This is a genomic window from Undibacterium sp. Ji50W (genome assembly GCF_049340445.1).
In the GTDB taxonomy this organism is placed as follows: Bacteria; Pseudomonadota; Gammaproteobacteria; order Burkholderiales; family Burkholderiaceae_D; genus Undibacterium.
In genome coordinates this window covers 37,267-61,311 of record NZ_JBMPOX010000018.1, presented here as the reverse complement: position 1 = coordinate 61,311, position 24,045 = coordinate 37,267, and the positions used below count along the sequence as shown (strand labels likewise).

General features: G+C 53.2%; 24 protein-coding genes. 19 read left to right on the top strand and 5 right to left on the bottom strand.

Annotated elements, in window-relative coordinates; genetic code table 11:
• Window positions 1-78 precede the first annotated feature (78 nt).
• Window positions 79-375 carry an SCP2 sterol-binding domain-containing protein gene (locus ACO0K9_RS21125; protein WP_422988097.1) on the top strand — a complete coding sequence of 99 codons (297 nt, stop codon included), beginning with the start codon at window positions 79-81 and terminating at the stop codon, window positions 373-375.
• Between the two features lie 138 nt (window positions 376-513).
• Here the strand turns inward: ACO0K9_RS21125 and ACO0K9_RS21120 are convergent, their stop codons facing one another.
• On the bottom strand, window positions 514-852 hold the full coding sequence (locus ACO0K9_RS21120) for a hypothetical protein (protein ID WP_422988095.1): 339 nt from the start codon (window positions 850-852) through the stop codon (window positions 514-516).
• A gap of 122 nt (window positions 853-974) precedes the next feature.
• Here ACO0K9_RS21120 and ACO0K9_RS21115 point away from each other — a divergent pair, with 122 nt between their 5' ends.
• Window positions 975-1,280, top strand: a complete 306-nt coding sequence (locus ACO0K9_RS21115) for a 2Fe-2S iron-sulfur cluster-binding protein (protein ID WP_422988093.1) — start codon at window positions 975-977, stop codon at window positions 1,278-1,280.
• 74 nt (window positions 1,281-1,354) lie between these two features.
• Here ACO0K9_RS21115 and ACO0K9_RS21110 read toward each other — a convergent pair whose 3' ends face one another.
• Window positions 1,355-3,487, bottom strand: coding sequence for a 3-hydroxyacyl-CoA dehydrogenase NAD-binding domain-containing protein (locus ACO0K9_RS21110; RefSeq protein WP_422988091.1), 2,133 nt, complete (start codon window positions 3,485-3,487; stop codon window positions 1,355-1,357).
• Between the two features lie 22 nt (window positions 3,488-3,509).
• Window positions 3,510-4,712, bottom strand: coding sequence for an acetyl-CoA C-acetyltransferase (locus ACO0K9_RS21105; RefSeq protein ID WP_422988089.1), 1,203 nt, complete (start codon window positions 4,710-4,712; stop codon window positions 3,510-3,512).
• Window positions 4,713-4,947: 235 nt separating this feature from the next.
• Between ACO0K9_RS21105 and ACO0K9_RS21100 the strand changes: the two genes are divergently transcribed.
• The 5 genes from ACO0K9_RS21100 to ACO0K9_RS21080 all read left to right on the top strand — a co-directional run bounded on the left by ACO0K9_RS21100 (window position 4,948) and on the right by ACO0K9_RS21080 (window position 9,967).
• Window positions 4,948-5,163 carry a hypothetical protein gene (locus ACO0K9_RS21100; RefSeq protein WP_422988087.1) on the top strand — a complete coding sequence of 72 codons (216 nt, stop codon included), beginning with the start codon at window positions 4,948-4,950 and terminating at the stop codon, window positions 5,161-5,163.
• A gap of 30 nt (window positions 5,164-5,193) precedes the next feature.
• A complete protein-coding gene (locus tag ACO0K9_RS21095) occupies window positions 5,194-5,979 on the top strand; it encodes an enoyl-CoA hydratase/isomerase family protein (RefSeq protein ID WP_422988085.1) in 786 nt (261 codons plus the stop codon).
• Between the two features lie 263 nt (window positions 5,980-6,242).
• A complete protein-coding gene (locus ACO0K9_RS21090) occupies window positions 6,243-6,446 on the top strand; it encodes a cold-shock protein (protein WP_422988083.1) in 204 nt (67 codons plus the stop codon).
• A gap of 237 nt (window positions 6,447-6,683) precedes the next feature.
• Complete coding sequence (locus ACO0K9_RS21085) at window positions 6,684-8,393, top strand: methyl-accepting chemotaxis protein (protein ID WP_422988081.1); 1,710 nt, start codon at window positions 6,684-6,686, stop codon at window positions 8,391-8,393.
• Window positions 8,394-8,659: 266 nt separating this feature from the next.
• Window positions 8,660-9,967, top strand: a complete 1,308-nt coding sequence (locus ACO0K9_RS21080) for a DEAD/DEAH box helicase (RefSeq protein WP_422988079.1) — start codon at window positions 8,660-8,662, stop codon at window positions 9,965-9,967.
• Between the two features lie 94 nt (window positions 9,968-10,061).
• Here the strand turns inward: ACO0K9_RS21080 and ACO0K9_RS21075 are convergent, their stop codons facing one another.
• Window positions 10,062-10,967 (bottom strand): LysR family transcriptional regulator, encoded by a 906-nt coding sequence (locus ACO0K9_RS21075; protein ID WP_422988077.1) that lies wholly within the window; start codon window positions 10,965-10,967, stop codon window positions 10,062-10,064.
• A gap of 173 nt (window positions 10,968-11,140) precedes the next feature.
• Between ACO0K9_RS21075 and ACO0K9_RS21070 the strand changes: the two genes are divergently transcribed.
• The gene (locus tag ACO0K9_RS21070) at window positions 11,141-11,824 is read left to right on the top strand and encodes a haloacid dehalogenase type II (RefSeq protein WP_422988180.1); all 684 of its coding nucleotides are present in this window, start codon (window positions 11,141-11,143) and stop codon (window positions 11,822-11,824) included.
• 32 nt (window positions 11,825-11,856) lie between these two features.
• A complete protein-coding gene (gene aceB, locus ACO0K9_RS21065) occupies window positions 11,857-13,443 on the top strand; it encodes a malate synthase A (protein ID WP_422988075.1) in 1,587 nt (528 codons plus the stop codon).
• A gap of 108 nt (window positions 13,444-13,551) precedes the next feature.
• Here aceB and paaX read toward each other — a convergent pair whose 3' ends face one another.
• Window positions 13,552-14,472, bottom strand: a complete 921-nt coding sequence (gene paaX, locus ACO0K9_RS21060; RefSeq protein WP_422988074.1) for a phenylacetic acid degradation operon negative regulatory protein PaaX — start codon at window positions 14,470-14,472, stop codon at window positions 13,552-13,554.
• A gap of 220 nt (window positions 14,473-14,692) precedes the next feature.
• Between paaX and paaA the strand changes: the two genes are divergently transcribed.
• From paaA to paaZ, 10 genes are all read left to right on the top strand, one after another.
• Complete coding sequence (paaA, locus tag ACO0K9_RS21055; RefSeq protein ID WP_422988072.1) at window positions 14,693-15,682, top strand: 1,2-phenylacetyl-CoA epoxidase subunit PaaA; 990 nt, start codon at window positions 14,693-14,695, stop codon at window positions 15,680-15,682.
• 16 nt (window positions 15,683-15,698) lie between these two features.
• Window positions 15,699-15,983, top strand: coding sequence for a 1,2-phenylacetyl-CoA epoxidase subunit PaaB (gene paaB, locus ACO0K9_RS21050; RefSeq protein WP_422988070.1), 285 nt, complete (start codon window positions 15,699-15,701; stop codon window positions 15,981-15,983).
• A gap of 46 nt (window positions 15,984-16,029) precedes the next feature.
• On the top strand, window positions 16,030-16,797 hold the full coding sequence (gene paaC / locus ACO0K9_RS21045; protein WP_422988068.1) for a 1,2-phenylacetyl-CoA epoxidase subunit PaaC: 768 nt from the start codon (window positions 16,030-16,032) through the stop codon (window positions 16,795-16,797).
• Complete coding sequence (paaD, locus tag ACO0K9_RS21040; RefSeq protein WP_422988066.1) at window positions 16,791-17,321, top strand: 1,2-phenylacetyl-CoA epoxidase subunit PaaD; 531 nt, start codon at window positions 16,791-16,793, stop codon at window positions 17,319-17,321. Before paaC ends, paaD begins: the two co-directional genes overlap by 7 nt.
• A 55-nt stretch (window positions 17,322-17,376) precedes the next feature.
• Window positions 17,377-18,453 carry a 1,2-phenylacetyl-CoA epoxidase subunit PaaE gene (gene paaE, locus ACO0K9_RS21035; protein ID WP_422988064.1) on the top strand — a complete coding sequence of 359 codons (1,077 nt, stop codon included), beginning with the start codon at window positions 17,377-17,379 and terminating at the stop codon, window positions 18,451-18,453.
• Window positions 18,454-19,245 (top strand): 2-(1,2-epoxy-1,2-dihydrophenyl)acetyl-CoA isomerase PaaG, encoded by a 792-nt coding sequence (paaG, locus tag ACO0K9_RS21030; RefSeq protein ID WP_422988062.1) that lies wholly within the window; start codon window positions 18,454-18,456, stop codon window positions 19,243-19,245.
• Window positions 19,246-19,283: 38 nt separating this feature from the next.
• The gene (gene paaI / locus ACO0K9_RS21025; protein ID WP_422988060.1) at window positions 19,284-19,778 is read left to right on the top strand and encodes a hydroxyphenylacetyl-CoA thioesterase PaaI; all 495 of its coding nucleotides are present in this window, start codon (window positions 19,284-19,286) and stop codon (window positions 19,776-19,778) included.
• Between the two features lie 59 nt (window positions 19,779-19,837).
• Window positions 19,838-21,178: a phenylacetate--CoA ligase PaaK gene (gene paaK, locus ACO0K9_RS21020; RefSeq protein WP_422988058.1), complete on the top strand. Its 1,341-nt coding sequence runs from the start codon at window positions 19,838-19,840 to the stop codon at window positions 21,176-21,178.
• Window positions 21,179-21,243: 65 nt separating this feature from the next.
• On the top strand, window positions 21,244-21,843 hold the full coding sequence (locus ACO0K9_RS21015) for a phenylacetic acid degradation protein PaaY (RefSeq protein WP_422988056.1): 600 nt from the start codon (window positions 21,244-21,246) through the stop codon (window positions 21,841-21,843).
• A 26-nt stretch (window positions 21,844-21,869) separates the two neighbouring features.
• Complete coding sequence (paaZ, locus tag ACO0K9_RS21010) at window positions 21,870-23,942, top strand: phenylacetic acid degradation bifunctional protein PaaZ (RefSeq protein WP_422988054.1); 2,073 nt, start codon at window positions 21,870-21,872, stop codon at window positions 23,940-23,942.
• Window positions 23,943-24,045 lie beyond the last annotated feature (103 nt).

Sequence of the window (24,045 nt, the reverse complement as noted above, 5' to 3'; positions counted from 1 at the left end):
TAAGTCCTATTCTAGTATTGTTCCTCCAAGATTAGCTGTGCTACATTGCAAGTCGTTTAAATTTTTCAGGAGTAATTCATGGACTTGCAAGCATGCACAGAAGCGATACGCGCTAAAGTTGGTGACAACAGTGGTTTGAATGCCACGCTGAAATTTGATTGCGGTAGCGACGGTGTGGTTTTTGTTGATGCCCTGGCGACACCCAATACCGTCAGTAATGACAATCAGGAAGCCGCCTGCACGATCAGTATTTCCCTGGAAAACCTGGCAGCCTTGCTGACCGGACAACTGAATCCGATGAACGGTTTCATGATGGGCAAACTGAAAGTCTCCGGCGACATGGGCGTGGCCATGCGTTTGCAAACTGTGGTGTAAGATTTCTGGGGGTAGGCTGTGTAAGACCAGCAGTTGTAGCATTCCCTACTATTAATAATTTAAAACGGCATTTCACTATTGCGCGAGCAATGGGAAATGCCGTTTTCAATTTTCAACTGATTCTATTTCCTGCTGTCTTCACACCAGAGACATGGCCCCCAATGCCAGCGCCGAAGTACCATCCGGATACAAGGCATCGTAGCAGCGGGTGCAACTGGTGCAGAGTAAATGCGAGCGCTTAACAAATTTATAACGTAATATCAGTTGCAGCTGCACCCCGCTACAATAGGGGCAATGCTCGCGCATACTGCCTGCCGAAGGCGCATCTTCTGATTGATAGCCTTCCTGTATCATAACTCCTTCTATGACATCTCTGGGATCCAATTGCACCAGGGTAAAATCGGGTGCACGTAAATTGCGCCTTTCTGAATAAACATCTTGTTGAACTGGTTTGCGAATAGCACTGGCTGTCGTCATGGTTTGCTCCTGATATGACTTGTGCGCCGTTTTCTTGATACATGACCTCGCATCATGCAAGCTCGGGCAGACTTTCAATCTAGTAAAATTCAGTCTCAAAAACAAGGTGGAAAACGACAAATATGAGCTTGACCAAGAATGCATGGACGCTGAGCTTGCAACCACATGCCTGGACGTGCGAAACCGATGAACAGAGCAGCCTGCTGGAGGCGGCTCTGATGGCTGGCGTGCGCCTGCCAAATTCCTGCCGCAACGGTACTTGCCGTACCTGTCTATGCAAAATGCTGTCCGGCCAGATTGCCTATCGTGTGGAATGGCCAGGCCTGAGCCTGGAAGAAAAGCAGGAAGGCTGGATTTTGCCCTGCGTCGCCCAGGCCCGCAGTGATGTCAGCCTGGACGTGCCAGCAGCAGTCAATATGTTTGATTAGTCGACAACTAGGCAAAGAATTGAATTTTTCTATTTCAAGACTAGCAGTACTACATAAAGAACTATTGTGCTAACTCAATACTGACGACTGTCCTGCGCATAACGCAAATAATTGGGTGATAATGCGTAAGCGTCGCCATACCGGGCCTGCAATTCGCCCGCTCTTGTGGCAAATTGTGCTGGCCCAACGTGATTGATGAATTGCACAGCGCCCCCGGTCCAGGCAGGGAAGCCGATGCCAAAGATGGAACCTATATTCGCATCCCGGCTGGATTCCAGCACGCCTTCATCCAGGCAGCGCAGGGTTTCCAGGGTTTGCCGGTACAGGAAACGGTCTTGTAAATCAGCGTAAGGCAAACTGACACCGGGTTTGCCAAACAGCCGGCCCAGTTCTGGCCACAAATATTTTTTGCTGCCATCGGCGGGATACTCATAGAAACCGGCACCGCCAGCCTTGCCACTACGCTGATGCTGATCCAGCATGAGGTCGATGATGGCGGACGACGCCGGTGCTTGCCAGGTGATGCCTTCCGCTGCCAGATCGACCCTGGTTTGCTGTGCGACATGGCGCGACAGGCTCAGTGAGACTTCGTCCTGAACCGCCAGCGGCCCCACCGGCATGCCGACAGACAGGGCGGCATTTTCTATCAGCGCAGCAGGCAAACCTTCTGCCAGCATGCTCAGCCCTTCGTTGATAAAACTGGCAAATACGCGGCTGGTGAAAAAACCACGGGCGTCGTTCACAACGATGGGTGTCTTGCCGATTTGCTGGACGTAATCATAGGCCAGTGCCAGCGTGGCCGCACTGGTTTGGCTGCCCTTGATGATTTCCACCAACGGCATTTTTTCTACCGGTGAAAAGAAGTGCAGGCCAATAAAACGTTCAGGATGCTTCACCGCTTTGGCCAGGCCAGAAATAGGCAGGGTAGAGGTATTGCTCGCCATCACACCAGTGTCAGCGAGCCAGGTTTCTGCTTCACTGCTGACACTGGCTTTCAGTTCGCGGTTTTCAAATACGGCTTCGATGATCAGCTCACAGCCGGCGAATTCGCTCGCTAGCGCGGCGGGCTGAATCCTGCTCAGTTGTGCCTGCATTTGGTTTGCTGATAATGAACCCTGGCTGACTTTTTTGTGAAGCTTGTCAGCGATGGCGATTTTGCCTTGCCGCGCCTGGTCCGGGGTCTGGTCTCGCAGCACCACCTGTATGCCACGTGCTGCACTGACAGACGCAATGCCAGCACCCATCATGCCGGCACCGATGATGCCCAGTTTGTTGATTTTTGTTTTGGGAATACGCGGTGGGCGGCTTTTGCCGCTGGCGATGTCCTGCATCTGAAAGAACAGGGTGCCTATCATATTCCTGGAGACCTGACCGGTTGCCAGATGGGTAAAGTAACGCGCCTCTATTTTCAGTGCATTGTCAAAATCGACTTGTGCACCTTCTACCATGGCGGCAAGTATGGCTTCCGGCGCAGGATAATTGCCACGGGTTTTTTCGCGCAGCATGGAAGGGGCCACCATGATCACCGGTAGCAATGTGGCGGAGTGGGGTGCCCCGCCGGGCATCTTGTAGGCGCGATCATCCCAGGTTTGTTGTGGCTGCGGGTTGGCCGCTATCCATGCATGTGCCTGTTGCAGCATGTCGTCATGGCTGCTGGCGAGGGCATCCACAAAACCCGCCTGCACTGCGGCGGCAGGGGAAATCTGTTTACCTTCCAGCAGATAAGGCGTCGCTGCCTGCAAGCCCAGCATGCGCACACTGCGCACCACGCCACCCGCACCGGGCAGCAAGCCCAGTCGCACTTCAGGAAAGCCGAATTTTGCCCTAGGGTTGTCCAGGGCAATTCTATAGTGGCAGGCCAGTGCCAGTTCCAGGCCACCACCGAGAGCACTGCCATTGATGGCGGCCACCACCGGCTTGCCCAGTTTTTCAAGCCGGCGTATTACCGCATGGTTTTCCATCAGCATGACAAAACAGGATGCTGCATCTTGTAAGCGGATGAGTTCACGCAAGTCACCACCAGCAAAAAAACTGTCCTTGCCCGAACTGATGATGACGCCACTGATTTGTTCTTTTTCTTCTTCCAGTCGCGTGATGGCAAACGCCAGTGTGGCCCGGAAAGCGGCATTCATGGTGTTGACGGACAGATCAGCCATATCGATCCAGAGCGTGACAATTTGATTCGCATCTTTGCTGTAATTGATCATGATGTGCTCTCCTCTGGATATCTTAGATACGCTCTATGATGGTGGCAATGCCCATGCCGCCCCCGACACACAGCGTGATAAGGCCGCGCTTTAGTCGGCGCACTTCCAGTTCATCAATCAGGTTACCCAGCAACATGCAGCCGGTTGCACCCAGAGGGTGGCCCAGGGCAATCGAGCCGCCATTCACGTTGACTTTTTCCTCTGGCACATGCAGGTCTTTCATGAACTTCATGACGACGGCGGCAAAGGCTTCATTGACTTCAAACAAATCGATATCCTCTATGCGCAGGCCAGCTTTGCCCAGGGCTTTCAGGGTGGCAGGGCCGGGGCCGGTCAGCATGATGGTGGGGTCAGTGCCGGTGACTGCCGTGGCGACGATGCGCGCCCGTGGCTGCAAGCCCAGGCGCGTGCCCATGGCTTCGCTACCTATCAGCGCCAATGCGGCACCATCGACAATGCCTGATGAGTTGCCCGCCGTATGCACATGCTGTATGCGTTCGACGTGTGGATATTTGCGTATGGCGACACTGTCAAAGCCCATCTTGCCTGGCATCTCGAAAGAAGGCTTCAGCGCAGCCAGTGCGGCCATGCTGGATTGTGGCTTGATGAATTCATCTTCAGCCAGGATCACCAGGCCATTCAGGTCACGCACTGGCCGCAGTGAGGTGAAACGTCCTGCGGCCCTGGCGGCCGTGGCTTTTTGTTGTGAGCGCAAGGCAAAGGCATCCACATCTTCCCGGCTGAAACCCTCCAGCGTGGCGATCAGGTCAGCACCTATGCCTTGTGGCAAAAAATCAGTCTGCATGCTGGTCTGCGGGTCTGCCGCCCAGGCGCCGCCATCCGACCCCATGGGCACGCGTGACATCGATTCGACACCGCCTGCCACTACCAGGTCTTCCCAGCCTGAACGTACTTTTTGCGCCGCCAGGTTAACTGCTTCCAGACCCGAAGCGCAAAAGCGGTTGAGCTGCACGCCGGCCACCTGCCAGTCCCAACCGGCAGCGAGGGCCGCAGTCTTGGCGATATCGGCACCCTGATCGCCTATCGGCGTCACGCAACCCAGCACCACATCATCGATCAGTGCCGTATCCAGTGCCAGGCGCTGCTGCATGTCCTGCATCAGCCCGGATAGCAGCGACACCGGTTTGACGCTATGCAGTGAACCATCCTTTTTCCCTTTGCCGCGTGGCGTGCGAGGCGCATCAAAAAGATAGGCTTCAGTCATTTCATCCTCCGGTGTGGGTGGGCCATATGGGCCATATCGGGCTTTTCTGGTCTTGAACTATAAGATGATGCAATTATTAAATCAATTGCTTGATTGAAATAATTTCAAGGCCAAACGTGTAGTGGATTGATGCTGTGATACTGCAATTTTGATCCGGCAACAAGGTGGACGCAATGCCTTAGTTTGCCTTGTGCAACGAAACAACACAGGACTAGGTCAACACGCCCTGATACGCATGACGCAAAACATTCTGGCTAACCCCGAATTTCAACACGTGTTGAAAATTGTCATAGAAGAAAAAATCCGTTTTTGTCATTTGCTGGGCAAGCGTGTCGCCAATGTATTGATGGATTTACGCAACGAAAAAGGCGAGCGCATCGCCACGGGCGTCGCTGCTTCATGTTACATGGCCGTGCCTGATTGCCTTTCTATGACATTCTTACTACGATGATAGGAGAACATAAAACCAGAGGAGGTTGACATGAGCATACGTCTGGAAATAGCCAATGGATTGGCAACCATGATATTTGATAATCCCGATAGCATGAATGTGATGGGCATGAGCGAGATACGCAGCCTGAACCGGCTGACAGAAGAACTGGCTGATGACCGCAGCATACGTGTCGTCATCGTGCGTGCCGAAGGTAAGGTGTTTGGGGCGGGGGGCGATATTTCCAGTTTTCGCCCGGGTGACCCGGCCTCGCCAGAAACCATACGTGAAATCGGTGCCGAACTGAACCAGGCCGTTTTGCGTCTGCACAATTTACCGGCTATCGTGATTGCATCAGTCCATGGTGCGGTGGCTGGCGGCAGCATGGGAACCATGAATGCGGCTGATCTGGTGGTGGCTGCCAAGGGCACGCGTTTCAATATGGCCTATGCAAAAATCGGTGCCAGCCCGGATGTGGGCAATACCTGGTTTTTGCCGCGGCTGGTGGGTAACCGCAAGGCACTCGAATGGTTATTGTTTTCAGAAAATTTTGATGCCGATGAAGCGCTGGCTTTTGGGCTCGTCAATCTGGTGGTGCCGCCAGAGCAATTGAAAGACGTGACAGAAAAACTGGCGCTGCGCTTATTGCGTGGGCCGCATGAAACCTATGCCCGGATGAAACGCCTGATTTACCAGTCGGAATCGACTTCGCTGGAACAACAGGTCACAGATGAAATCGAAGCATTTGCCTCGGTCACCATGACGCCAGACTTTGCGGAAGGCGTGTCGGCATTTTTGGGTAAGCGCCCGGCGCATTTTGGTGCCAAGCTAAATTAAGCAGCCGGTGGCTGTGTTGGCCGTGAAAACCACGGTCCAGGCAGTAAGCTGCGCTTAAAACCACTGATTTTCTGTGGCGCAACATGAAAAATTGAAGTTTCCGTGATGACTATGTGTTTTATTTTACTTTTTCATGAAATTCTGCGTATAATCATTCGGTCGTTGAGATTCAAAGTGGTAGTGCAGTATCAGTCTGTCATTTCTTACTTGGTTGAAACGATCTATCGGGCATATGCCCACATTAACTGAAATAGGAAATTGTAATGGCAACAGGTATTGTTAAATGGTTCAATGATTCAAAAGGTTTCGGCTTCATCACTCCAGATGAAGGCGGTGAAGATCTGTTTGCTCATTTCTCCGCTATCCAATCTAACGGCTTCAAATCTTTGAAAGAAAACCAACGCGTTACTTTCGAAGTAACTACAGGCCCTAAAGGCAAGCAAGCTTCCAACATCGAAGCAATCTAATTGCTGAAATGTTAGTCTAGTTTTGCGCTAAAAAATCCCCGATTCGTCGGGGATTTTTTTTGTGCCTATTTTTGTATGAACTTGTATCCATGAACACAAATTTTATGCGCAGTTTGTAAAGTTATTTATACTCGGATGGCAATTCATGCATTAAAGTTGTCCCTTATCAATATTCGAAATAAGAATCTTTGTATTCTTGTACCAAACTGACTCGGAAGAAAAAAGGGAGAAGTCGTAATGTTCAATCTGACAATCAGATTAAGACTGATAGGTGCCATGTCTTTTATGGCAGTGATGCTGGTCATCGGTGGTTTGATGGGTGTGTATGGTGTCAGGGGCAGTAATGCCGTCATCAAGGATCTATTCACCAATCAATTGCCCTCAGTCGAAGCTTTAGGCCAATCCCGGGTGCTGATCCTGCGCGCGCGCACTTCTCTTGACCGTGCGATTGCCCATCCAGAATTTCCGGATACGGCAGAGACCATCAAGAAGTCCGAGGCATTTCTGAGCCAGTCAGACGTTTACTGGAAAAAATACCTGTCCTTGCCGCAAGACCCGGAAGAAAAGAAAATTTCCGATGAGGTCGCTGCCTTAAGGGATAAATACATCAAGGACGGTCATACGCCCATGCTCAATGCCATGAAGGCTGGCAATAAGGAGGAGGCAGACAACCTGAACATGAAAGTGGTGCCGCCTGCCTACAGTGCTTATTCGGACAAGATGGAGAAATTGAGTGAATACCAGTTCATTGGCGCAGCCGAATCCTTGAAAGAAAGCGAACAGGCATTCACTACTTTTGTGTGGGTCGATGCCTTTGGTGTGATTGGTGGCCTGGTTGCGGTATTTGTGTCGGCTTATTTCTTGTTGACGGCTATTTCCCGTCCGTTGAAGCAGGCGATTACCCAGTTTGAAGCGATCGGTAATGGTGACCTGACGCAGCAACTGAAACCATCTTCTCGGGATGAGATGGGGCAGCTTGTGTCTGCACTGGAAAACATGCGCCAAAGCCTGATGCAGACCGTGATGATGGTACGTCAATCGAGTGGCTCCATCGCCGTGTCTTCAGAAGAAATCGCTACCGGCAATATGGACTTGTCCAGTCGTACAGAGCAACAGGCTGCCAGCCTGGAGGAAACCGCTTCTTCGATGGAAGAACTGACTTCCACCGTCCAGCAAAATGCCGACAATGCGCGTCAGGCCAATACCCTGGCATCGAACGCATCAGAAGTGGCCAGCAAGGGTGGGCAAGTGGTGGGGAATGTGGTCCACACCATGTCATCAATCAAGGAAAGCTCGAAGAAAATCGTCGACATCATCGGCGTGATTGATGGTATCGCCTTCCAGACCAATATACTGGCGCTGAATGCCGCCGTCGAAGCCGCCCGTGCCGGCGAGCAGGGCCGTGGCTTTGCCGTGGTGGCGACCGAGGTGCGCAATCTGGCGCAACGCTCGGCCAATGCGGCGAAGGAAATCAAGGAACTGATCAGCAACTCCGTCGACAAGGTGGAAATCGGTTCCCGCCTGGTAGATGATGCAGGTAAAACCATGGACGAGATTGTGGTGTCCATTAAAAGCGTTGCCGACATCATGGCGGAAATTACCTCTGCCAGTGCCGAGCAAAGAGATGGTATCAACCAGGTGAGCCAGGCCATTAGCAAGATGGATGAAGCCACCCAGCAAAATGCGGCGCTGGTGGAACAGGCTGCCGCAGCCGCCAGCAGCATGCGCGATCAGGCCAGCAACCTCAATCATGCCGTCAGTATTTTCAAACTGGATGTGAAAGACAATGCCGCAGCCAAACCGGCAACGATAGCCCCGGCCAAAGCGACGGCAAAAGAAAACCCGCTGGCCAAACGCCCGGCAGTCAAATCACTGCCTGCCAGCAAACCAGAAAAAACCATCAGGAAAGCGCCATCGGCGGCACAGGATGACTGGGAAGAGTTTTAATTGAGTCTGTAATTCTGCGCGGTTTTTTTGCAATATCTGGTGAGCGTAGATGCGCTCGCCAGATTCAATGTATTTGACCGAGGGTTTTTCTCAGTTTTAGTGCTAGGTTTAGCGTCTTGCTTATATTTCTCATGCCATCCAAGGCATTTTTCGCTGCATCACAATTGCACTATAATGCGCATGAATGGGGCGACATCCCTGCGTGCAGCACTACACTAATGTAACGTTCGATACAGAATTTCTTTTTCCCCTTCTCCAATTTATCCATGACTTTTGAATCCCTGGGCCTGATCCCGGAACTTTTGCAAGCCATTGCTGCACGTCAGTATGAGACACCGACTGCGGTGCAGACAGCGGCTATTCCGGCAATCTTGGCTGGCGAGGATGTCATGGCACTGGCACAGACTGGTTCGGGCAAGACAGCCGCGTTTGCTCTGCCATTATTGCAGCGTATGCAGCAACATATGCAGCAAGAAGCGGAAGAGAGCGGCAAAGATAGCAATAACGAGAGCAATAAGGCACGTAAAGTCAACATCCTGGTGCTGGTACCTACCCGTGAATTATCCGGGCAGGTAGGCCAAACAATCGAGGCTTTGGCAGCGCACTTGCCAAACAAGTTGAAAGTAGCCGTGATTTATGGCGGTGCCTCTATCAATCCGCAGATGATGCATTTGCGTGGTGGGGCGGATATCGTCATCAGCACGCCGGGACGCTTGCTGGATTTGCTGGATAACAATGCCCTGTCTTTAAAAGACGTGGCGACACTGGTGCTGGATGAGGCAGACCGCCTGCTGGACTTGGGCTTTGCCGAAGAAATCAAACGCATCCTTGAGCAGTTACCTGCCAAACGGCAGAACCTGTTTTTCTCAGCCACCTTCTCACCGGCAGTCAAAAAACTGGCACTGGCCTTGTTGCATGAACCCCGGCGCGTTGCGATTGCCGATCTGGCTGAAAACCTGCCTGATATCGCGCAAAGGACGATTGCAGTTGATGGCGACAAGCGCACCCGCCTGCTGGTTCATCTGATCAAAGATCAGCAATGGGAACGCGTGCTGGTCTTTGTCGCCACCAAATATGCGAGTGACACAGTCAGCAATAAATTGAAAAAAGCGGGTATCAAGGCAGAGGCATTTAACGGCGATGCCAGTCAGGGCGCGCGCCAGCACATGCTGACCGACTTCAAGGCAAATCGCATACAGGTACTGGTTGCCACTGACCTGGCAGCCCGTGGTATTGACGTTGCCGGTCTGCCTGCGGTCGTTAATTATGATTTGCCACGCTCGGCGGATGATTACCTCCACCGCATAGGCCGCACGGGCCGCGCTGGGGCGAGTGGCACGGCGATCAGTTTTATCGTGGCCGAGCATGAAATGCATTTCCGTCTGATAGAAAAACGCCAGGACAAACGTGTGCCCCGCGAAACCATCGCCGGTTTTGAACCTACTGCAATTGCAGCAAACAAGGCAGAGCCTGAAGCTAACGCTGATGCGCCAACAGGCGGCATCAAGGGGGCACGCAAAAGCAAGAAAGACAAACTGCGTGAGCAGGCTGCCAAAAATGGGCAGCCTGGCTAAAGTCTGGGTTTCTACTGTCCTGCTCCAAGTCACGCCTTTACTAACAGTCTTTACTGACAGCCTTTGGACTGGTTTCTCAAATTATTAAAACACGTCAGGATTTCTTCCAGTAATTCGGCTGGCTGTAGGCATGCCGCAGAAAGTCGATGAAGGCGCGTATGCGCAGGGGCAGGTGGCGGCGCTGGGCGAATATCGCATAGATATCGTTGCCTGGCGCATTGAATTCATCCAGTACCGTGATCAGTTTGCCGCTTTCAATTTCTGCCCCCACTTCCCACATCGAACGCCAGGCCAGGCCCTTGCCTGACAGCGCCCAGTCGTGTAAGACCTCGCCGTCATTGCAGACCATATTGCCTTCTACTTTCAGCGTGACATTCTTGCCGTTCTGGCGAAAGGTCCAGCCACGCTGGCTGCCATCGGCGCTGAAAGCCAGGCAATTGTGCTTGCTGAGTTCATCCAGTGTCTGCGGTGTGCCATGGCGCTTGATGTAGGCGGGTGAGGCCACCACTACGCGCTTGTTGTCAGCCAGCTTGACGCCGATCAGGTTGGAATCGGTCAGTGCGGCGATGCGTATCGCCACGTCTATACCTTCACCGATCAAATCCACCACGCGGTCATTCAGGCTCAGCGTCAGTTTGACGTCGCGGTGTTCGCTCAGGAAAGAGGGCATCAATGGTGCCACGTGCTGGCGGCCAAAACCGGCCGGGGCTGAAATCGTCAGGGTACCGCTGGCGCGAACGCTGCGTTCAGACACTGCACCTTCTGCTGCTTCCAGGTCCGCCAGGATGCGCTGGCAATCTTCCAGAAAGGCTTCGCCTTCATTGGTCAGCGCCAGCTTGCGGGTAGTGCGCTGCAAGAGTTTGACACCCAGGCGTTCTTCCAGTGCATCCAGGCGGCGGCCTATCATGGCCGGGGCCACGCCTTCAGCCCGGGCAGCTGCGGACAGGCTGCCACGTGTTGCCACTTCGGCAAAAGTCGAGAGTTGTTTGAATTGATCCATGGCAGTCTGGCTGGTTAATCTTCCATTTGCAACTAAAATGAAAAGATGTAGTGATGAAATTCGATGATTATGTGATTTTATATTGAATATACTGCTTTCATGTTATTTGCGATTCAAATTTTTGAAACCTCACTTTTGATGCATTTTTGATACCCTGACCATCCAGTCCTAAAATCATGCCCATATCAGCCATCGCCTTTGACGCCTACGGTACCCTGTTCGATGTGTATTCCATCAGTGAACAGGCAGACAAGCTGTTTCCCGGCAAGGGACGGGCATTGGCTGAATTGTGGCGCGACAAGCAGATTGAATACACGCGCCTGCGTACCATGTGCAGCATGTACAAGCCATTTTGGGAAGTGACACAGGATGCCTTGCTCTTCTGTTGCCAGAAGCTGGGGCTGGAGCTGAGCCTGGATGCGCAAAATACCCTGATGGGCCAGTATGCGCGCCTGCAAGCCTTTCCTGAAAACCTGGCAGTGCTGCAAGATTTGCACAGGCAGGGTTTGAAGCTGTCGATTTTATCGAACGGTAATCTACACATGCTACAGTCAGCGGTCGATGCGGCTGGCATGCAGGGTCTGTTCAGTCATTTGCTGTCGGTGGACGCCGTCAAAAAATTCAAGACTGCACCCGAGGCCTATCAAATGGCACCCGATGTATTTGGTGTGCCAGCCAAGAATATCCTGTTTGTATCCAGCAATTGCTGGGATGCCTGTTGCGCCACCTGGTTTGGCTACACCACCTTCTGGGTCAACCGGCAAAATGCGCCGCTCGAACAACTGGGCGTCACGCCGCATGGCGAAGGACGCAAGCTGCAAGACCTGATTGCCTTTGTTGAAAAACACCGCCACTGATTTCGTTTTACATTATTTTTTTGGAGACCATCATGACACAACTGACTTTACCTGAAGGCATGCAAATTACTGGCGAAATCAAGCCAGGTTTTGCCGGGATTCTGACACCCGAGGCACTGGCCCTGGTTGCCAAACTGAGCCGCGCATTTGAACCGCGCCGCCAGCAATTGCTGGCCGCCCGCGTAGAACGCGCCAAGCGCCTGGATGCGGGCGAGACACCAGACTTCTTGCCAGAAACCCTGCACATCCGCGAAGGTGACTGGAAGATTGCGCCTATCCCCAAAGCGCTGGAATGCCGCCGTGTAGAAATCACCGGCCCGGTAGAGCGCAAGATGGTCATCAACGCCTTCAACTCAGGCGCTGACAGCTACATGACCGATTTTGAAGATTCGAACACCCCGAACTGGGATAATCAGATCACCGGCCAGATCAATATGCGCGACGCCGTGCGTCGTACCATCAGCCTGGAACAAAATGGCAAGTCCTACAAACTGAATGACAAGATCGCTACCCTGGTCGTGCGCCCACGCGGCTGGCACCTGGATGAAAAACATGTGCTGGTTGATGGCAAGCGCATCTCTGGCGGTATCTTTGACTTTGCCCTGTTCCTGTTCCATAACGCCAAAGAGCAACTGGCACGCGGCGCTGGCCCTTACTTCTATTTACCGAAGATGGAATCGCATCTGGAAGCCCGTCTGTGGAACGATATTTTTGTCATGGCACAAAATGAAATCGGCCTGGCACAAGGCACCATCAAGGCCACCGTGCTGATCGAAACCATCGTTGCTGCTTTTGAGATGGATGAGATTTTGTATGAACTGCGTGAACATAGTTCAGGCCTGAATGCCGGTCGCTGGGATTATATTTTCTCTTGCATCAAGAAATTCAAGAACGATAAAAACTTCTGCCTGGCAGACCGCGCCAAGGTCACCATGACTGCGCCTTTCATGCGTTCTTATGCGCTGCTGTTGCTGAAGACCTGCCACAAGCGCAATGCGCCAGCGATTGGCGGTATGGCCGCACTGATCCCTATCAAGAACGATCCTGAGAAAAATGAGATCGCCATGGGCGGTGTACGCAATGACAAAGCGCGTGATGCAACGGATGGCTACGATGGTGGTTGGGTAGCGCATCCTGGCCTGGTTGAACTGGCGATGACAGAATTCAAAAAAGTCTTGGGTGATGCACCGAACCAGATTTCCAAACAGCGCCCTGATATCGAAGTCAGTGCCAAGGATTTGCTGAACTTCCAGCCAGAAACACCGATCACTGAAGCCGGCCTGCGTTACAACATCAACGTCGGCATCCATTACCTGGGTGCATGGCTGGCTGGCAATGGTTGCGTACCTATCCATAACCTGATGGAAGATGCAGCAACCGCAGAAATCAGCCGTTCACAAGTCTGGCAATGGATACGTTCGGCCAAGGGTAATCTGGAAGATGGCCGCAAGGTCACTGCCGACATGGTGCGTGCCATGATTCCGGAAGAATTGCTCAAAGTAAAAGCAATCGCAGGCACAGGTGCCACATATGACCGCGCAGCGCATATTTTTGAAGAGATGTCGACTTCAGAAAATTTCGCTGAATTCCTGACCCTGCCTTTGTACGAAGAAATCTGATAGAAGCATACTGATGCCAATCTGATTTTTGCAGATTGATTCTTGCAGATAAAAAAACGCGGACCGGTTCATGACTGCTCCGCGTTTTATTTTGTCGTACTGTGACTATCAGTCGGCAAAGCGCTGTTGCAACGCATCTCCAGCGAGCCCGGTGCTACTGCTACTGCTGGCCAGGGCTTCCGATAACAGTTGTTCTGCCTGCTGATAGCAGCATTGATACACGGCGCGGCACAGTTGATACGCTTTGCCACCCGCCCAGTCAGCCGGGCGCAATTCTGCCGGCAGGTGCGGGTCATGCAATTGGGTGCGGCGGAAGTTGTGGATCAGCAGGCTGCGTATGACAAAGGCGGCGGGGGCTGGCAGATCCTGGTTGCTGATTAATTTCAACAGCGGGGAAAAGTTGTGGATGAATTCCTGGTAACTGGCATTGATTTCATCCAGTTGCCAGTGCGACTTGATCAGCGTATGCAAGGGCAGGCCCTGCAACTGATCATCATCGCTGGCGCTGCAGATCAGCAATTGGTCGCGGTAGCCTGTGCGTTCCAGAATATCCTGCAAGGCCACTTTATCTGCCTGTGGATGGGCAAAGACGCCGGTATTGATCTGGCGAAAACCTTCCCAGCTTAATTCCTTCTTCAACAGGTTTTTATTGCCGCTGCCTACATCGCCATTGCTGGTAATTAGCAGCGTCCAGTGTTTATCCCAGACCGGGGATTGCTGTGTATACACCCTTTTATACGCATGCTGGAAACGGGCATAGGTGGCCGTTGCCAGTTGATAGCTGCTGCGGCGACCGTCGCGTTGCGCTTCCAGCCAGCCTTCATCGGTCAGCCTGAAGACACTGGTGCGCACCAGGCGGTCACTGATACCGAAATGACCCATCAGTGCGATCAATTCCCCCAGCCAGATACTGCCGCCATGGGGCGCTATGGCATCGCCAAACACCGTCATCACCAATGATTTGGCGCGCGGCGGGTCCCTCGCTATGCATAGTTCTATCCAGTCCTGGATTTTTGCTTCATTTCGCATACGATACTTTTAGATTAAGGGCCAGATGATGTCAGACAGATTTTACCCAAGCCTGGCTCCGCACACTCAGATTTACAGCCCGCTATTTTCATGCGGAAATACCTATTTAAATTAAATGATACAAAAAAATACTAACATCAATAAAAACTGTATCATATAATTGTTTGAGGCAGATCAAGGTTTTTGTATTTTTATTAAGTGCACAGAAGGAGATGTGGTCATGTATGCACAATTAGTGGAAACAGGTCTTTCAAAAGTCCGCACGCCAGAAGAATTAAGTGATGCAGAGCGCGCCTTCCAGGAAAGAATCGATGCCGGTATCCGCATCGAAGCCAAGGACTGGATGCCTGATGCCTACAGGAAAACCCTGATACGGCAAATTTCCCAGCATGCGCATTCTGAAATCGTCGGTCAGTTGCCCGAGGGGAACTGGGTCACCCGCGCACCTACCCTGAAACGCAAAGCCATCCTGCTGGCAAAAATCCAGGATGAAGCAGGGCATGGACTGTACTTGTACAGCGCCGCCGAAACCCTGGGGGTATCGCGTGATGACATGCTGGCTGACCTGCATTCCGGCAAGGCCAAGTATTCCAGCATCTTCAATTACCCGACCTTAAGCTGGGCTGACATGGGTGCCATAGGCTGGCTGGTCGATGGTTCTGCCATCATCAACCAGATACCACTGTGCCGCTGTTCTTACGGCCCTTATTCTCGCGCCATGATCCGTGTCTGCAAGGAAGAATCCTTCCATGCGCGCCAGGGCTACGACATCATGATGACATTGTGTCGCGGCACGGCAGAACAAAAAGCCATGGCGCAAGATGCCCTGAACCGTTACTGGTGGCCGGCGCTGATGATGTTTGGCCCGTCAGATGCGGCATCGGTAAATAGTGCGCAATCGGCACAATGGCGTATCAAGCTTTTTTCCAACGATGAATTGCGCCAGCGCATGGTGGACCAGACTGTGCCGCAGATTGAATACCTGGGCCTGCAATTGCCTGATCCCGCTATTAAATGGAATGAAGAACGCGGACATTATGATTTTGGTGAAATCAATTGGGATGAGTTTTACCAGGTCTTGAAAGGCAATGGCCCCTGCAACCGTGAACGCCTGCGCACCCGCGTCAAGGCGTATGAAGATGGTGCCTGGTTTCGTGATGCCTTGCAGGCGCATGCAGACAAGCAGCACGATAAAAAACAAAGCGCGTAAAAACTGGAGACAGATCATGAGCAAAGAATGGCCCTTGTGGGAAATTTTTATCCGCAGCCAGCATGGCCTGGCACACAAACATGTGGGTAGCTTGCATGCACCGGATGCGGAAATGGCGATCAACCATGCGCGTGATGTGTATACGCGTCGCAGTGAAGGCGTCAGCATCTGGGCGGCGCGTGCAGGCGACATTTTTGCCAGCAGCCCGGGCGACAAGGAAGCGCTGTTTGAACCATCGGACAGCAAGGTGTACCGGCATCCGACTTTTTTCCCCATGCCGGATGAAGTCAAGAATCTTTAATTGAATCCTGCCTGCACAGCAGGCACATCATTTCTGGAGAGTTGAGATGTCTGAGGATAAGCTCAATCACAAGTTCAATCATGTTTTGCGTCTGGCAGATCATGTCATGGTGCTGAGCCAACGGCTGTCGCAATGGTGCGGCAAGGGGCCAGCGCTGGAAGAAGACATGGCACTGACCAATGTCGCCCTTGACTTGATAGGCCAGGCCAGACTGTGGTATGCCTATGCGGCAGAACTGGAAGGCAAGGGCCGCACAGAAGACAAACTGGTTTTCTTGCGTGATGCCCACGACTTTCATAATTTCTTATTGGTCGAACAGCCGAATGGCAGCTATGCCGATACCCTGACACGGCAATTCTTGTTTGATACCTGGCATTACCACTACCTGCAGGCGCTGAAGTCATCCACGGATCAGCAGATTGCCGCCATCGCAGAAAAATCGCTGAAAGAAGTGACTTACCATTTGCGTCGCAGCAGCGACCTGGTGGTGCGCCTGGGGGATGGCACGGCATTAAGCCATCAAATGATGCAGGCTGCATTGGAAGAGCTGTGGCGCTTCAGCGGTGAAATGTTCATGGATGATGATATTGATATCGGCATGTATGCCGCGGGTGTGGCGCCCTTGCCGTCGGCATTGAAACCAGCCTGGGATGCGCATATTGCCGATATCATGCATGCCGCCACCTTGCACTTGCCAGTTGCCAATAGCTGGATGCACAAGGGCGGCAAGCAAGGCGTGCATACTGAGCACATGGGTTACCTGCTGGCCGAGATGCAGTTCTTGCAGCGCGCTTATCCGGGCGCGCAATGGTAGCCACTGCCGGAGCAGACAGGACAGACCCAATTGCCACAACAGCGCAGATATGGCAATGGCTGGGTGAGGTCAGCGACCCGGAAATCCCGGTCATTTCAGTGACGGACCTGGGCATTGTCCGCTCGGTGGAATGGCAGGGGGCAGAATGTGTCATCACCATTACGCCTACGTATTCTGGCTGCCCGGCCATGGATGTCATCGCAGAAGAAATTGGCAAGACCTTGCAGGCGCATGGCATCAACACACCCAGCATCGTTTATCAATTGTCACCCGCCTGGAGTACCGACTGGATGACAGAAGCGGGCAAACAAAAACTCAGTGGCTATGGCATTGCGCCACCACAGCAAAAGGTGGTTGATATCTCATCCATACAGCGTTATCGCGAAGTGCAGCCCGCCATCGCTTGCCCGCAATGCGGTTCTGCCGATACGCAACTGGTCAGTCAGTTTGGATCAACGGCTTGCAAGGCTTTGTACAAATGCCGGGTTTGCCTGGAACCTTTTGATTACTTCAAGCCGCACTGAGCGAGTAATAAGAAGTAATAAGAAGTAATAAAAATAAGAGAGGAGACCACTGTAAATGAGTAAATTTTACCCGCTGACAGTCAGCCAGATACGGCCAGAAACCCGCGATGCCGTGGTATTGAACTTTGCCGTGCCAACTGATTTGCAGGCACAGTTTGCCTATCGTGAAGGGCAACACCTGACTCTGCGCGCGCAGATAGATGGTGAAGATGTACGGCGCTCGTATTCGATTTGTTCTGCCGTGCAGGATGGGCAATTGCGTGTCGCCATCAAACGCGTACAGGGCGGCGTGTTTTCCAACTGGGTGCATGACAGCCTGCGTACGGGCATGGCTATCGATGTCATGCCTGCCATGGGGCATTTCAATTTTCCCTTGGCTGCTGCGCACAAAAAACACTATCTTGCCTTTGCCGCAGGTAGTGGCATCACACCCATATTGTCCATCATCAAAACCACCCTGCAAAGCGAACCGCACAGCAAATTCACTCTGGTGTATGGCAATCGCGCATCGTCTACTGTCATGTTCAAGGAAGAACTGGCGGCGTTGAAGGACAGCTACCTGCAACGCCTGAACCTGGTCTACATCATGAGTCGTGAACGGCAGGATATAGACTTGTTCAATGGTCGCATCACCGCAGAAAAATGTCTGAACCTGTTTGATAAATGGATACGTATTTCCGATATGGATGCCGCTTTCATCTGCGGGCCGGAAGACATGATGCAGGCGGTCAGCGCAGCCTTGCAACAAAGCGGCATGCCCAAAGAGCATATCAAGATCGAATTATTTGCCGCCAGCATACCGGCGCACCGGCATGTGGCCAGCAACCAGCCTTTGCCGGGTAAATCATCTTGCGCCGTGACCATCATCATGGATGGACATCACACCCATTTCGAGATGGAAAAAGACCGCGAATCCGTGCTGGATGCCGCCCTCAAGCTGGGGCATGATATGCGTTATTCCTGCAAGGGCGGTGTCTGTTCCACCTGCCGCTCCAAAGTGATGGAGGGCAAGGTGGATATGGACAGGAATTATGCGCTGGAAGATTATGAAGTAGCACGCGGATTCGTGCTGACCTGCCAGAGCTTTCCGGTCAGCGATACCCTGACCCTGGATTTTGATAGCGAGAATTGAATGAACTATTCCCACATCCTGTTTCACATCAGCGACGGCATTGCCCACCTGACTTTGAACCGCCCGGAAAAACTTAATAGCTTCAACGTCGCCATGCACCTGGAAATACAGGATGCCTTGGCCACGCTGCGAGCCGATGCCTCGGTGCGCGTCATGGTATTGACCGGTGCCGGACGCGGTTTTTGCGCCGGCCAGGATTTGTCTGACCGGGCCGTGAAAGGAGGTGATGTACCACCCGATCTGGGCGCATCGGTAGAAAAATATTATGCGCCGCTGGTGCTGGCCCTGCGTGCCTTGCCCATGCCCGTCATTTGCGCTGTGAATGGCGTCGCAGCCGGTGCCGGTGCCAACCTGCCGCTGGCATGCGACATCGTACTGGCAGCGCGTTCTGCCAGTTTTGTTGAAGTCTTTTGCAAGCTGGGCCTGATACCCGATACCGGCGGCACGTATTTCCTGCCGCGTGCACTGGGTACGGCCAGGGCCATGGGTGCAGCCATGCTGGGTGGCAAGATCAGTGCTGAACAGGCAGAGCAATGGGGCCTGATCTGGAAATGCGTCGACGATGATCAGTTGCAGGCCGAAGCCATGGCCCTGGCCAGGCATTTTGCATCCGCCCCGACCAAGGGTCTGGCGTTGACCAAGCAAGCGATCTACGCCAGCCCGCAACATACGCTGGAACAGCAACTGGTACTGGAAACCAGCATGATGCGCGAGCTGGGGCAAAGCCAGGATTATCGTGAAGGCGTGGCGGCGTTTGTCGAGAAGCGTGCGCCAAAGTTTGTCGGCAAGTAAGCCTGGATGTAATGTAACTACCTTGAGGAACAGCATTGATGAACACAGAGATCAGTCAAGTAAGCAAGCAGGTCGCCAACGACCACCAGCACATGGCAGAACTTACGGCTGCTGCCATGTTCGCCAGCGATGCCGCAACGCGCGGGCTGGATATGCAAATCGTGCACGTGGCGGAAGGTACTGCAACCCTCAGCATGCGCATCAGGCCGGCTATGCTGAATGGACACCAGACCTGCCACGGTGGCTATCTGTTCACCCTGGCTGACAGTGCGTTTGCCTTCGCCTGCAATAGTCGTAACCAGGTGACAGTCGCCGCCGGTTGCAGCATAGAATATTTATTGCCGGGGCGGGAAGCGGATGTCATCACCGCGACCGTGACCGAGCAATCATTGACTGGCCGTACCGGCATTTACGATGCACGCCTGACGAATCAACATGGGCAGTTGATTGCCCTGTTTCGTGGCAAGTCGCATAAGCTGAATGCTGAAGTGGTGCCGGGCCTGGTGTTGCGGGAAAATGCAGTTCCCACTTGAACCTGTGTTTAGTCATCAAAAATAGAGACGAATAGAGAGCTATCAGCAGGAGACAAAACATGGCAGACAACACAGACAGCAAAACAAACAGGAAAATAGCGACAGGCCTGGATGCGATAGAAACAGCCAGCAAGGATGAGCTGCAGTCCCTGCAATTGCAACGCCTGAAATGGACACTGCAACATGTGTACAGCAATGTCCCGCATTACCGCGCCAGTTTTGATGCAGCAGGGGTGCACCCTGAGGATTTGAAAACCCTGGCCGACCTGGCGAAATTTCCTTTCACCGGCAAGCAGGATTTACGCGACAACTATCCCTTCGGCATGTTTGCCGTACCGCGTGAAAAAGTGCTGCGGGTACATGCCTCCAGCGGCACCACGGGTAAGCCTACGGTGGTGGGTTACACGCAAAAAGATATTGATACCTGGGCAGACCTGGTGGCGCGCTCGATACGTGCTGCCGGTGGTCGGGCTGGGGACATTGTGCAAGTTTCGTATGGCTATGGCCTGTTTACCGGTGGCCTGGGTGCGCATTACGGGGCAGAACGTCTGGGCTGTACGGTGATCCCCATGTCAGGCGGGCAGACAGAAAAGCAGGTACAACTGATACAGGATTTCCAGCCATCCATCATCATGGTCACACCTTCTTATATGCTCAACATCATAGAAGAAATGACGCGCCAGGGCATGGATGCCGCCAACACCTCGCTGCGTATAGGCATCTTCGGTGCCGAACCCTGGACTGATGCCATGCGCAGTGAAATCGAAATGCGCGCCGGTATTGATGCCGTTGATATTTATGGCTTGTCTGAAGTCATGGGCCCCGGTGTTGCCAGCGAATGCATAGAAAGCAAAGACGGGCCGGTGATCTGGGAAGACCATTTTTACCCCGAGATCATCAACCCGGATACTGGTGAAGTTGTGCCCGATGGTGAAGAAGGTGAACTGGTATTTACTTCACTGAGCAAGGAAGCTTTCCCCGTCATACGCTATCGCACCCGCGACCTGACGCGTTTGCTGCCGCCCACTTCACGCGCCATGCGTCGCATGGGTAAAATCACCGGACGTTCTGACGACATGCTCATTATCCGTGGTGTGAATTTATTTCCGACCCAGGTAGAAGAACTGATACTCAAACATCCGCAACTGGCACCGCAATATCAACTGGTGGTGACGCGTGAAGGGCATATGGATAAACTCGACATCGTCGCCGAACTCCGCCCCGACGTATCGGGTACGCTGTCAGAGCAGGATGTGAAGCAATTGCGCCAGCAGCTTGAACACCATATCAAAACCTTTATCGGCGTCAGTTGCCATGTCAGCATACTGCCCGCCAACAGCATAGAACGCACCTTGGTAGGCAAGGCCAGGCGGGTCGTAGACAAGCGGCCCGGGGCCTAGTGCAGCACTACATTACTAGCAATTAAAGAAAAAATACGCAAAAAATGCAAGCAGAGGTATATGGTATGAAAGTATATGCAATCGATGGCCTGATACCGGTGGTGCATCCCACTGCCTATGTGCACCCCAGCGCTACGCTGATTGGCGATGTGATTGTCGGGCCAGGCTGTTATATCGGCCCGTCTGCCAGTCTGCGCGGCGACTTTGGCCGCATCGTCCTGGAAGAAGGGGGGAATGTGCAGGACACCTGCGTTATCCATGGTTTCCCGCACAGTGATACGGTGGTGGAGCTGGATGGGCATATCGGCCATGGCGCAGTATTGCATGGCTGCCGCATAGGCAGGAACGTCATGGTGGGCATGAATGCCGTGGTCATGGACCTGGCTGTCATCGGCGAATCATCCATCGTCGCGGCCATGTCCTTTGTCAAGGCCGGTATGGATGTGCCAGCGCGCAGCCTGGTCATGGGGGCACCGGCGCGCATTGCACGTGCTTTGCGTGAAGAAGAGATCGCCTGGAAGACTGAAGGTACGGCGCAATACCATGCCCTGACGCGGCGTTCACTCGCCAGCATGCAGGAGGTGGAAGCCCTGACTGCCGTTGAAGAAAATCGCCCGCGCATTGCACTGGTAGCAGGTTTGCCAGCTTATGGCATCAAGTCCTGATTCATTTCATTATTAAAGAGTAGCCCATGAAAATTTTGCAAAGCTGGACAGCCGGTGTGTGGACAGGTGCAGAGCCTCGGCAAGTCTTGCATAGTGCCATTGATGGCAGTGCCATCTACGCCAGTCATGTCGAAATTTTGGATTTTCAGGCAGCGCTGACGTATGCAAGACAGATCGGTCTGAAGAATCTGCTGGCGCTGGATTTTCAGCAGCGCGCTGCCATTTTGCGCGCCCTGGCCAAATACCTGACCGAACATAAAGAAGCGCTGTACGCAATTTCATCGCATACTGGTGCGACGCGCGGCGATAGCTGGATAGATATAGAAGGTGGCGCTGGAACCGTATTTGCCTATGCCAGCATAGGCACGAATGAATTCCCATCCGGGAACGTGGTGCACGAAGGCCCGGCCATGCAACTGGGTAAGCAGGGACATTTTTCCGGCACGCATATCCTGGTGCCGCGTCAGGGTGTGGCTGTGCATATCAACGCCTTCAATTTTCCGGTCTGGGGTTTGCTGGAAAAATTTGCCCCCAGCTTTTTGGCGGGTATGCCTTGCATCGTTAAACCGGCAACAGCGACATCGTATTTGACCGAGGCCCTGGTCAGGCAAATTCATGTCAGTGGTTTGCTACCCGAAGGCAGCCTGCAACTGATCATTGGTGCCACCGGTAACTTGCTTGATTTGCTGGAAGAAACCGATGTCGTCACCTTCACTGGTTCTGCTGCCACGGCGGCGCAATTGAAGGTACACCCGAATATCGTGCGCCGTTCTATCCCCTTCAATGCCGAAGCCGATTCACTGAATTGCGCGATACTCGGGCCGGATATTGTGGACGGTGATGAAGAAGTCGATTTGTACGTCAAGGAAGTCGTGCGTGAAATGACCGCCAAGGCCGGGCAAAAATGCACGGCCATACGCAGGGCCATGGTGCCCGCAGCACAACTGGATGCTGTGGCAGAAAAAATCCGCACCAGGCTCGATAAAACTGTCGTTGGTGACCCACGTCTTGAAGGTGTGCTAGGTGTGCGAGGTGTACTGATGGGGCCACTGGCAAGCCGCGCGCAGCAGCACGACGTACTCGCCAGCATTCAACAACTGGCAGCAGGCAATCAAATCATCTGCGGCGGTACAGTGCCAGCGCAGTTGCAGGGTGAAGGGCTGGAACAGGGGGCTTTCGTTTCGCCGACCCTGATCATCTGTCGTCAGCCAATGGAAAATTCGGCAGTACACGAGATTGAAGCCTTTGGCCCGGTGGCGACCCTGATGCCTTACCAGGACATGCAGGAAGCCTTGATGCTGGCTGCAAAGGGCAATGGCAGCCTGGTGGCCACCCTGGTCACCAAAGACCCGCACGTCGCTGCCATGGCGATACCGCATATGGCGGCAAGACATGGTCGGCTGATGATATTGAATGCCGAGTCAGCGCCAGAATCAACCGGCCATGGTTCCCCCTTGCCGCAATTGAAGCATGGTGGCCCGGGCCGCGCCGGTGGTGGTGAAGAACTGGGTGGTGGTCGGGCAGTCAAGCATTATTTGCAAAGAGCCGCCGTACAGGGTTCACCTACCATGCTGGCTGCGGTGACGGCAGAGCATGTACGTGGTGCTGCCGTACTGGAATCGGACATCCATCCTTTCCGCCGCTATTTTGAAGATTTGCAGATCGGTATGTCCTTGCTGACCCACAGACGCACCGTTGCTGAAGCCGACATCGTCGCCTTTGGTGGTTTGTCCGGCGATTATTTCTACATGCATTTTGATGAGATCGCTGCCAAAGAAAGCCCTTTCGGCAAGCGCATTGCACATGGTTATTTTGTGTTGTCGGCTGCTGCCGGTTTATTTGTGTCGCCCGCGCCGGGACCGGTATTGGCCAACTATGGATTGGATACCCTGCGCTTCATCAAGCCGGTAGGTATAGGCGACACCATACGCGCGCGCCTGACTTGCAAGCGCAAGACAGACAGGCAAAAGAAAGATGCCAAAGGTGTGGGGCAGGGTGTGGTAGCCTGGGATGTGGAAGTGACAAATCAGGACAATGAACTGGTCGCAGCGTATGATATTTTGACATTGGTAGCCAAAAAAGCGGGTGCGATTGCATAAGCCCGCGTTCAGAACCTGTTTACGATCTGTAGCGAGCGAGCGTCAGCGGGGTGAAGAGCAGCACAAAAAGCGGAATGTACTTGTAGTACATGAGCATTTTGAG

What these genes read in the sequence shown, in the direction of transcription:
- paaG (WP_422988062.1), top strand. Translation starts at nt 18,454, where the DNA reads ATGAACTATTCCCACATCCTGTTTCACATCAGCGACGGCATTGCCCAC.
- paaA (WP_422988072.1), top strand. Translation starts at nt 14,693, where the DNA reads ATGTATGCACAATTAGTGGAAACAGGTCTTTCAAAAGTCCGCACGCCA.
- paaK (WP_422988058.1), top strand. Translation starts at nt 19,838, where the DNA reads ATGGCAGACAACACAGACAGCAAAACAAACAGGAAAATAGCGACAGGC.
- ACO0K9_RS21100 (WP_422988087.1), top strand. Translation starts at nt 4,948, where the DNA reads ATGACGCAAAACATTCTGGCTAACCCCGAATTTCAACACGTGTTGAAA.
- ACO0K9_RS21105 (WP_422988089.1), bottom strand. Translation starts at nt 4,712, where the DNA reads ATGACTGAAGCCTATCTTTTTGATGCGCCTCGCACGCCACGCGGCAAA.
- ACO0K9_RS21125 (WP_422988097.1), top strand. Translation starts at nt 79, where the DNA reads ATGGACTTGCAAGCATGCACAGAAGCGATACGCGCTAAAGTTGGTGAC.
- paaE (WP_422988064.1), top strand. Translation starts at nt 17,377, where the DNA reads ATGAGTAAATTTTACCCGCTGACAGTCAGCCAGATACGGCCAGAAACC.
- ACO0K9_RS21090 (WP_422988083.1), top strand. Translation starts at nt 6,243, where the DNA reads ATGGCAACAGGTATTGTTAAATGGTTCAATGATTCAAAAGGTTTCGGC.
- ACO0K9_RS21015 (WP_422988056.1), top strand. Translation starts at nt 21,244, where the DNA reads ATGAAAGTATATGCAATCGATGGCCTGATACCGGTGGTGCATCCCACT.
- ACO0K9_RS21075 (WP_422988077.1), bottom strand. Translation starts at nt 10,967, where the DNA reads ATGGATCAATTCAAACAACTCTCGACTTTTGCCGAAGTGGCAACACGT.
- ACO0K9_RS21110 (WP_422988091.1), bottom strand. Translation starts at nt 3,487, where the DNA reads ATGATCAATTACAGCAAAGATGCGAATCAAATTGTCACGCTCTGGATC.
- paaZ (WP_422988054.1), top strand. Translation starts at nt 21,870, where the DNA reads ATGAAAATTTTGCAAAGCTGGACAGCCGGTGTGTGGACAGGTGCAGAG.
- ACO0K9_RS21085 (WP_422988081.1), top strand. Translation starts at nt 6,684, where the DNA reads ATGTTCAATCTGACAATCAGATTAAGACTGATAGGTGCCATGTCTTTT.
- ACO0K9_RS21095 (WP_422988085.1), top strand. Translation starts at nt 5,194, where the DNA reads ATGAGCATACGTCTGGAAATAGCCAATGGATTGGCAACCATGATATTT.
- paaX (WP_422988074.1), bottom strand. Translation starts at nt 14,472, where the DNA reads ATGCGAAATGAAGCAAAAATCCAGGACTGGATAGAACTATGCATAGCG.
- paaD (WP_422988066.1), top strand. Translation starts at nt 16,791, where the DNA reads ATGGTAGCCACTGCCGGAGCAGACAGGACAGACCCAATTGCCACAACA.
- aceB (WP_422988075.1), top strand. Translation starts at nt 11,857, where the DNA reads ATGACACAACTGACTTTACCTGAAGGCATGCAAATTACTGGCGAAATC.
- paaC (WP_422988068.1), top strand. Translation starts at nt 16,030, where the DNA reads ATGTCTGAGGATAAGCTCAATCACAAGTTCAATCATGTTTTGCGTCTG.
- ACO0K9_RS21115 (WP_422988093.1), top strand. Translation starts at nt 975, where the DNA reads ATGAGCTTGACCAAGAATGCATGGACGCTGAGCTTGCAACCACATGCC.
- paaI (WP_422988060.1), top strand. Translation starts at nt 19,284, where the DNA reads ATGAACACAGAGATCAGTCAAGTAAGCAAGCAGGTCGCCAACGACCAC.
- ACO0K9_RS21120 (WP_422988095.1), bottom strand. Translation starts at nt 852, where the DNA reads ATGACGACAGCCAGTGCTATTCGCAAACCAGTTCAACAAGATGTTTAT.
- paaB (WP_422988070.1), top strand. Translation starts at nt 15,699, where the DNA reads ATGAGCAAAGAATGGCCCTTGTGGGAAATTTTTATCCGCAGCCAGCAT.
- ACO0K9_RS21080 (WP_422988079.1), top strand. Translation starts at nt 8,660, where the DNA reads ATGACTTTTGAATCCCTGGGCCTGATCCCGGAACTTTTGCAAGCCATT.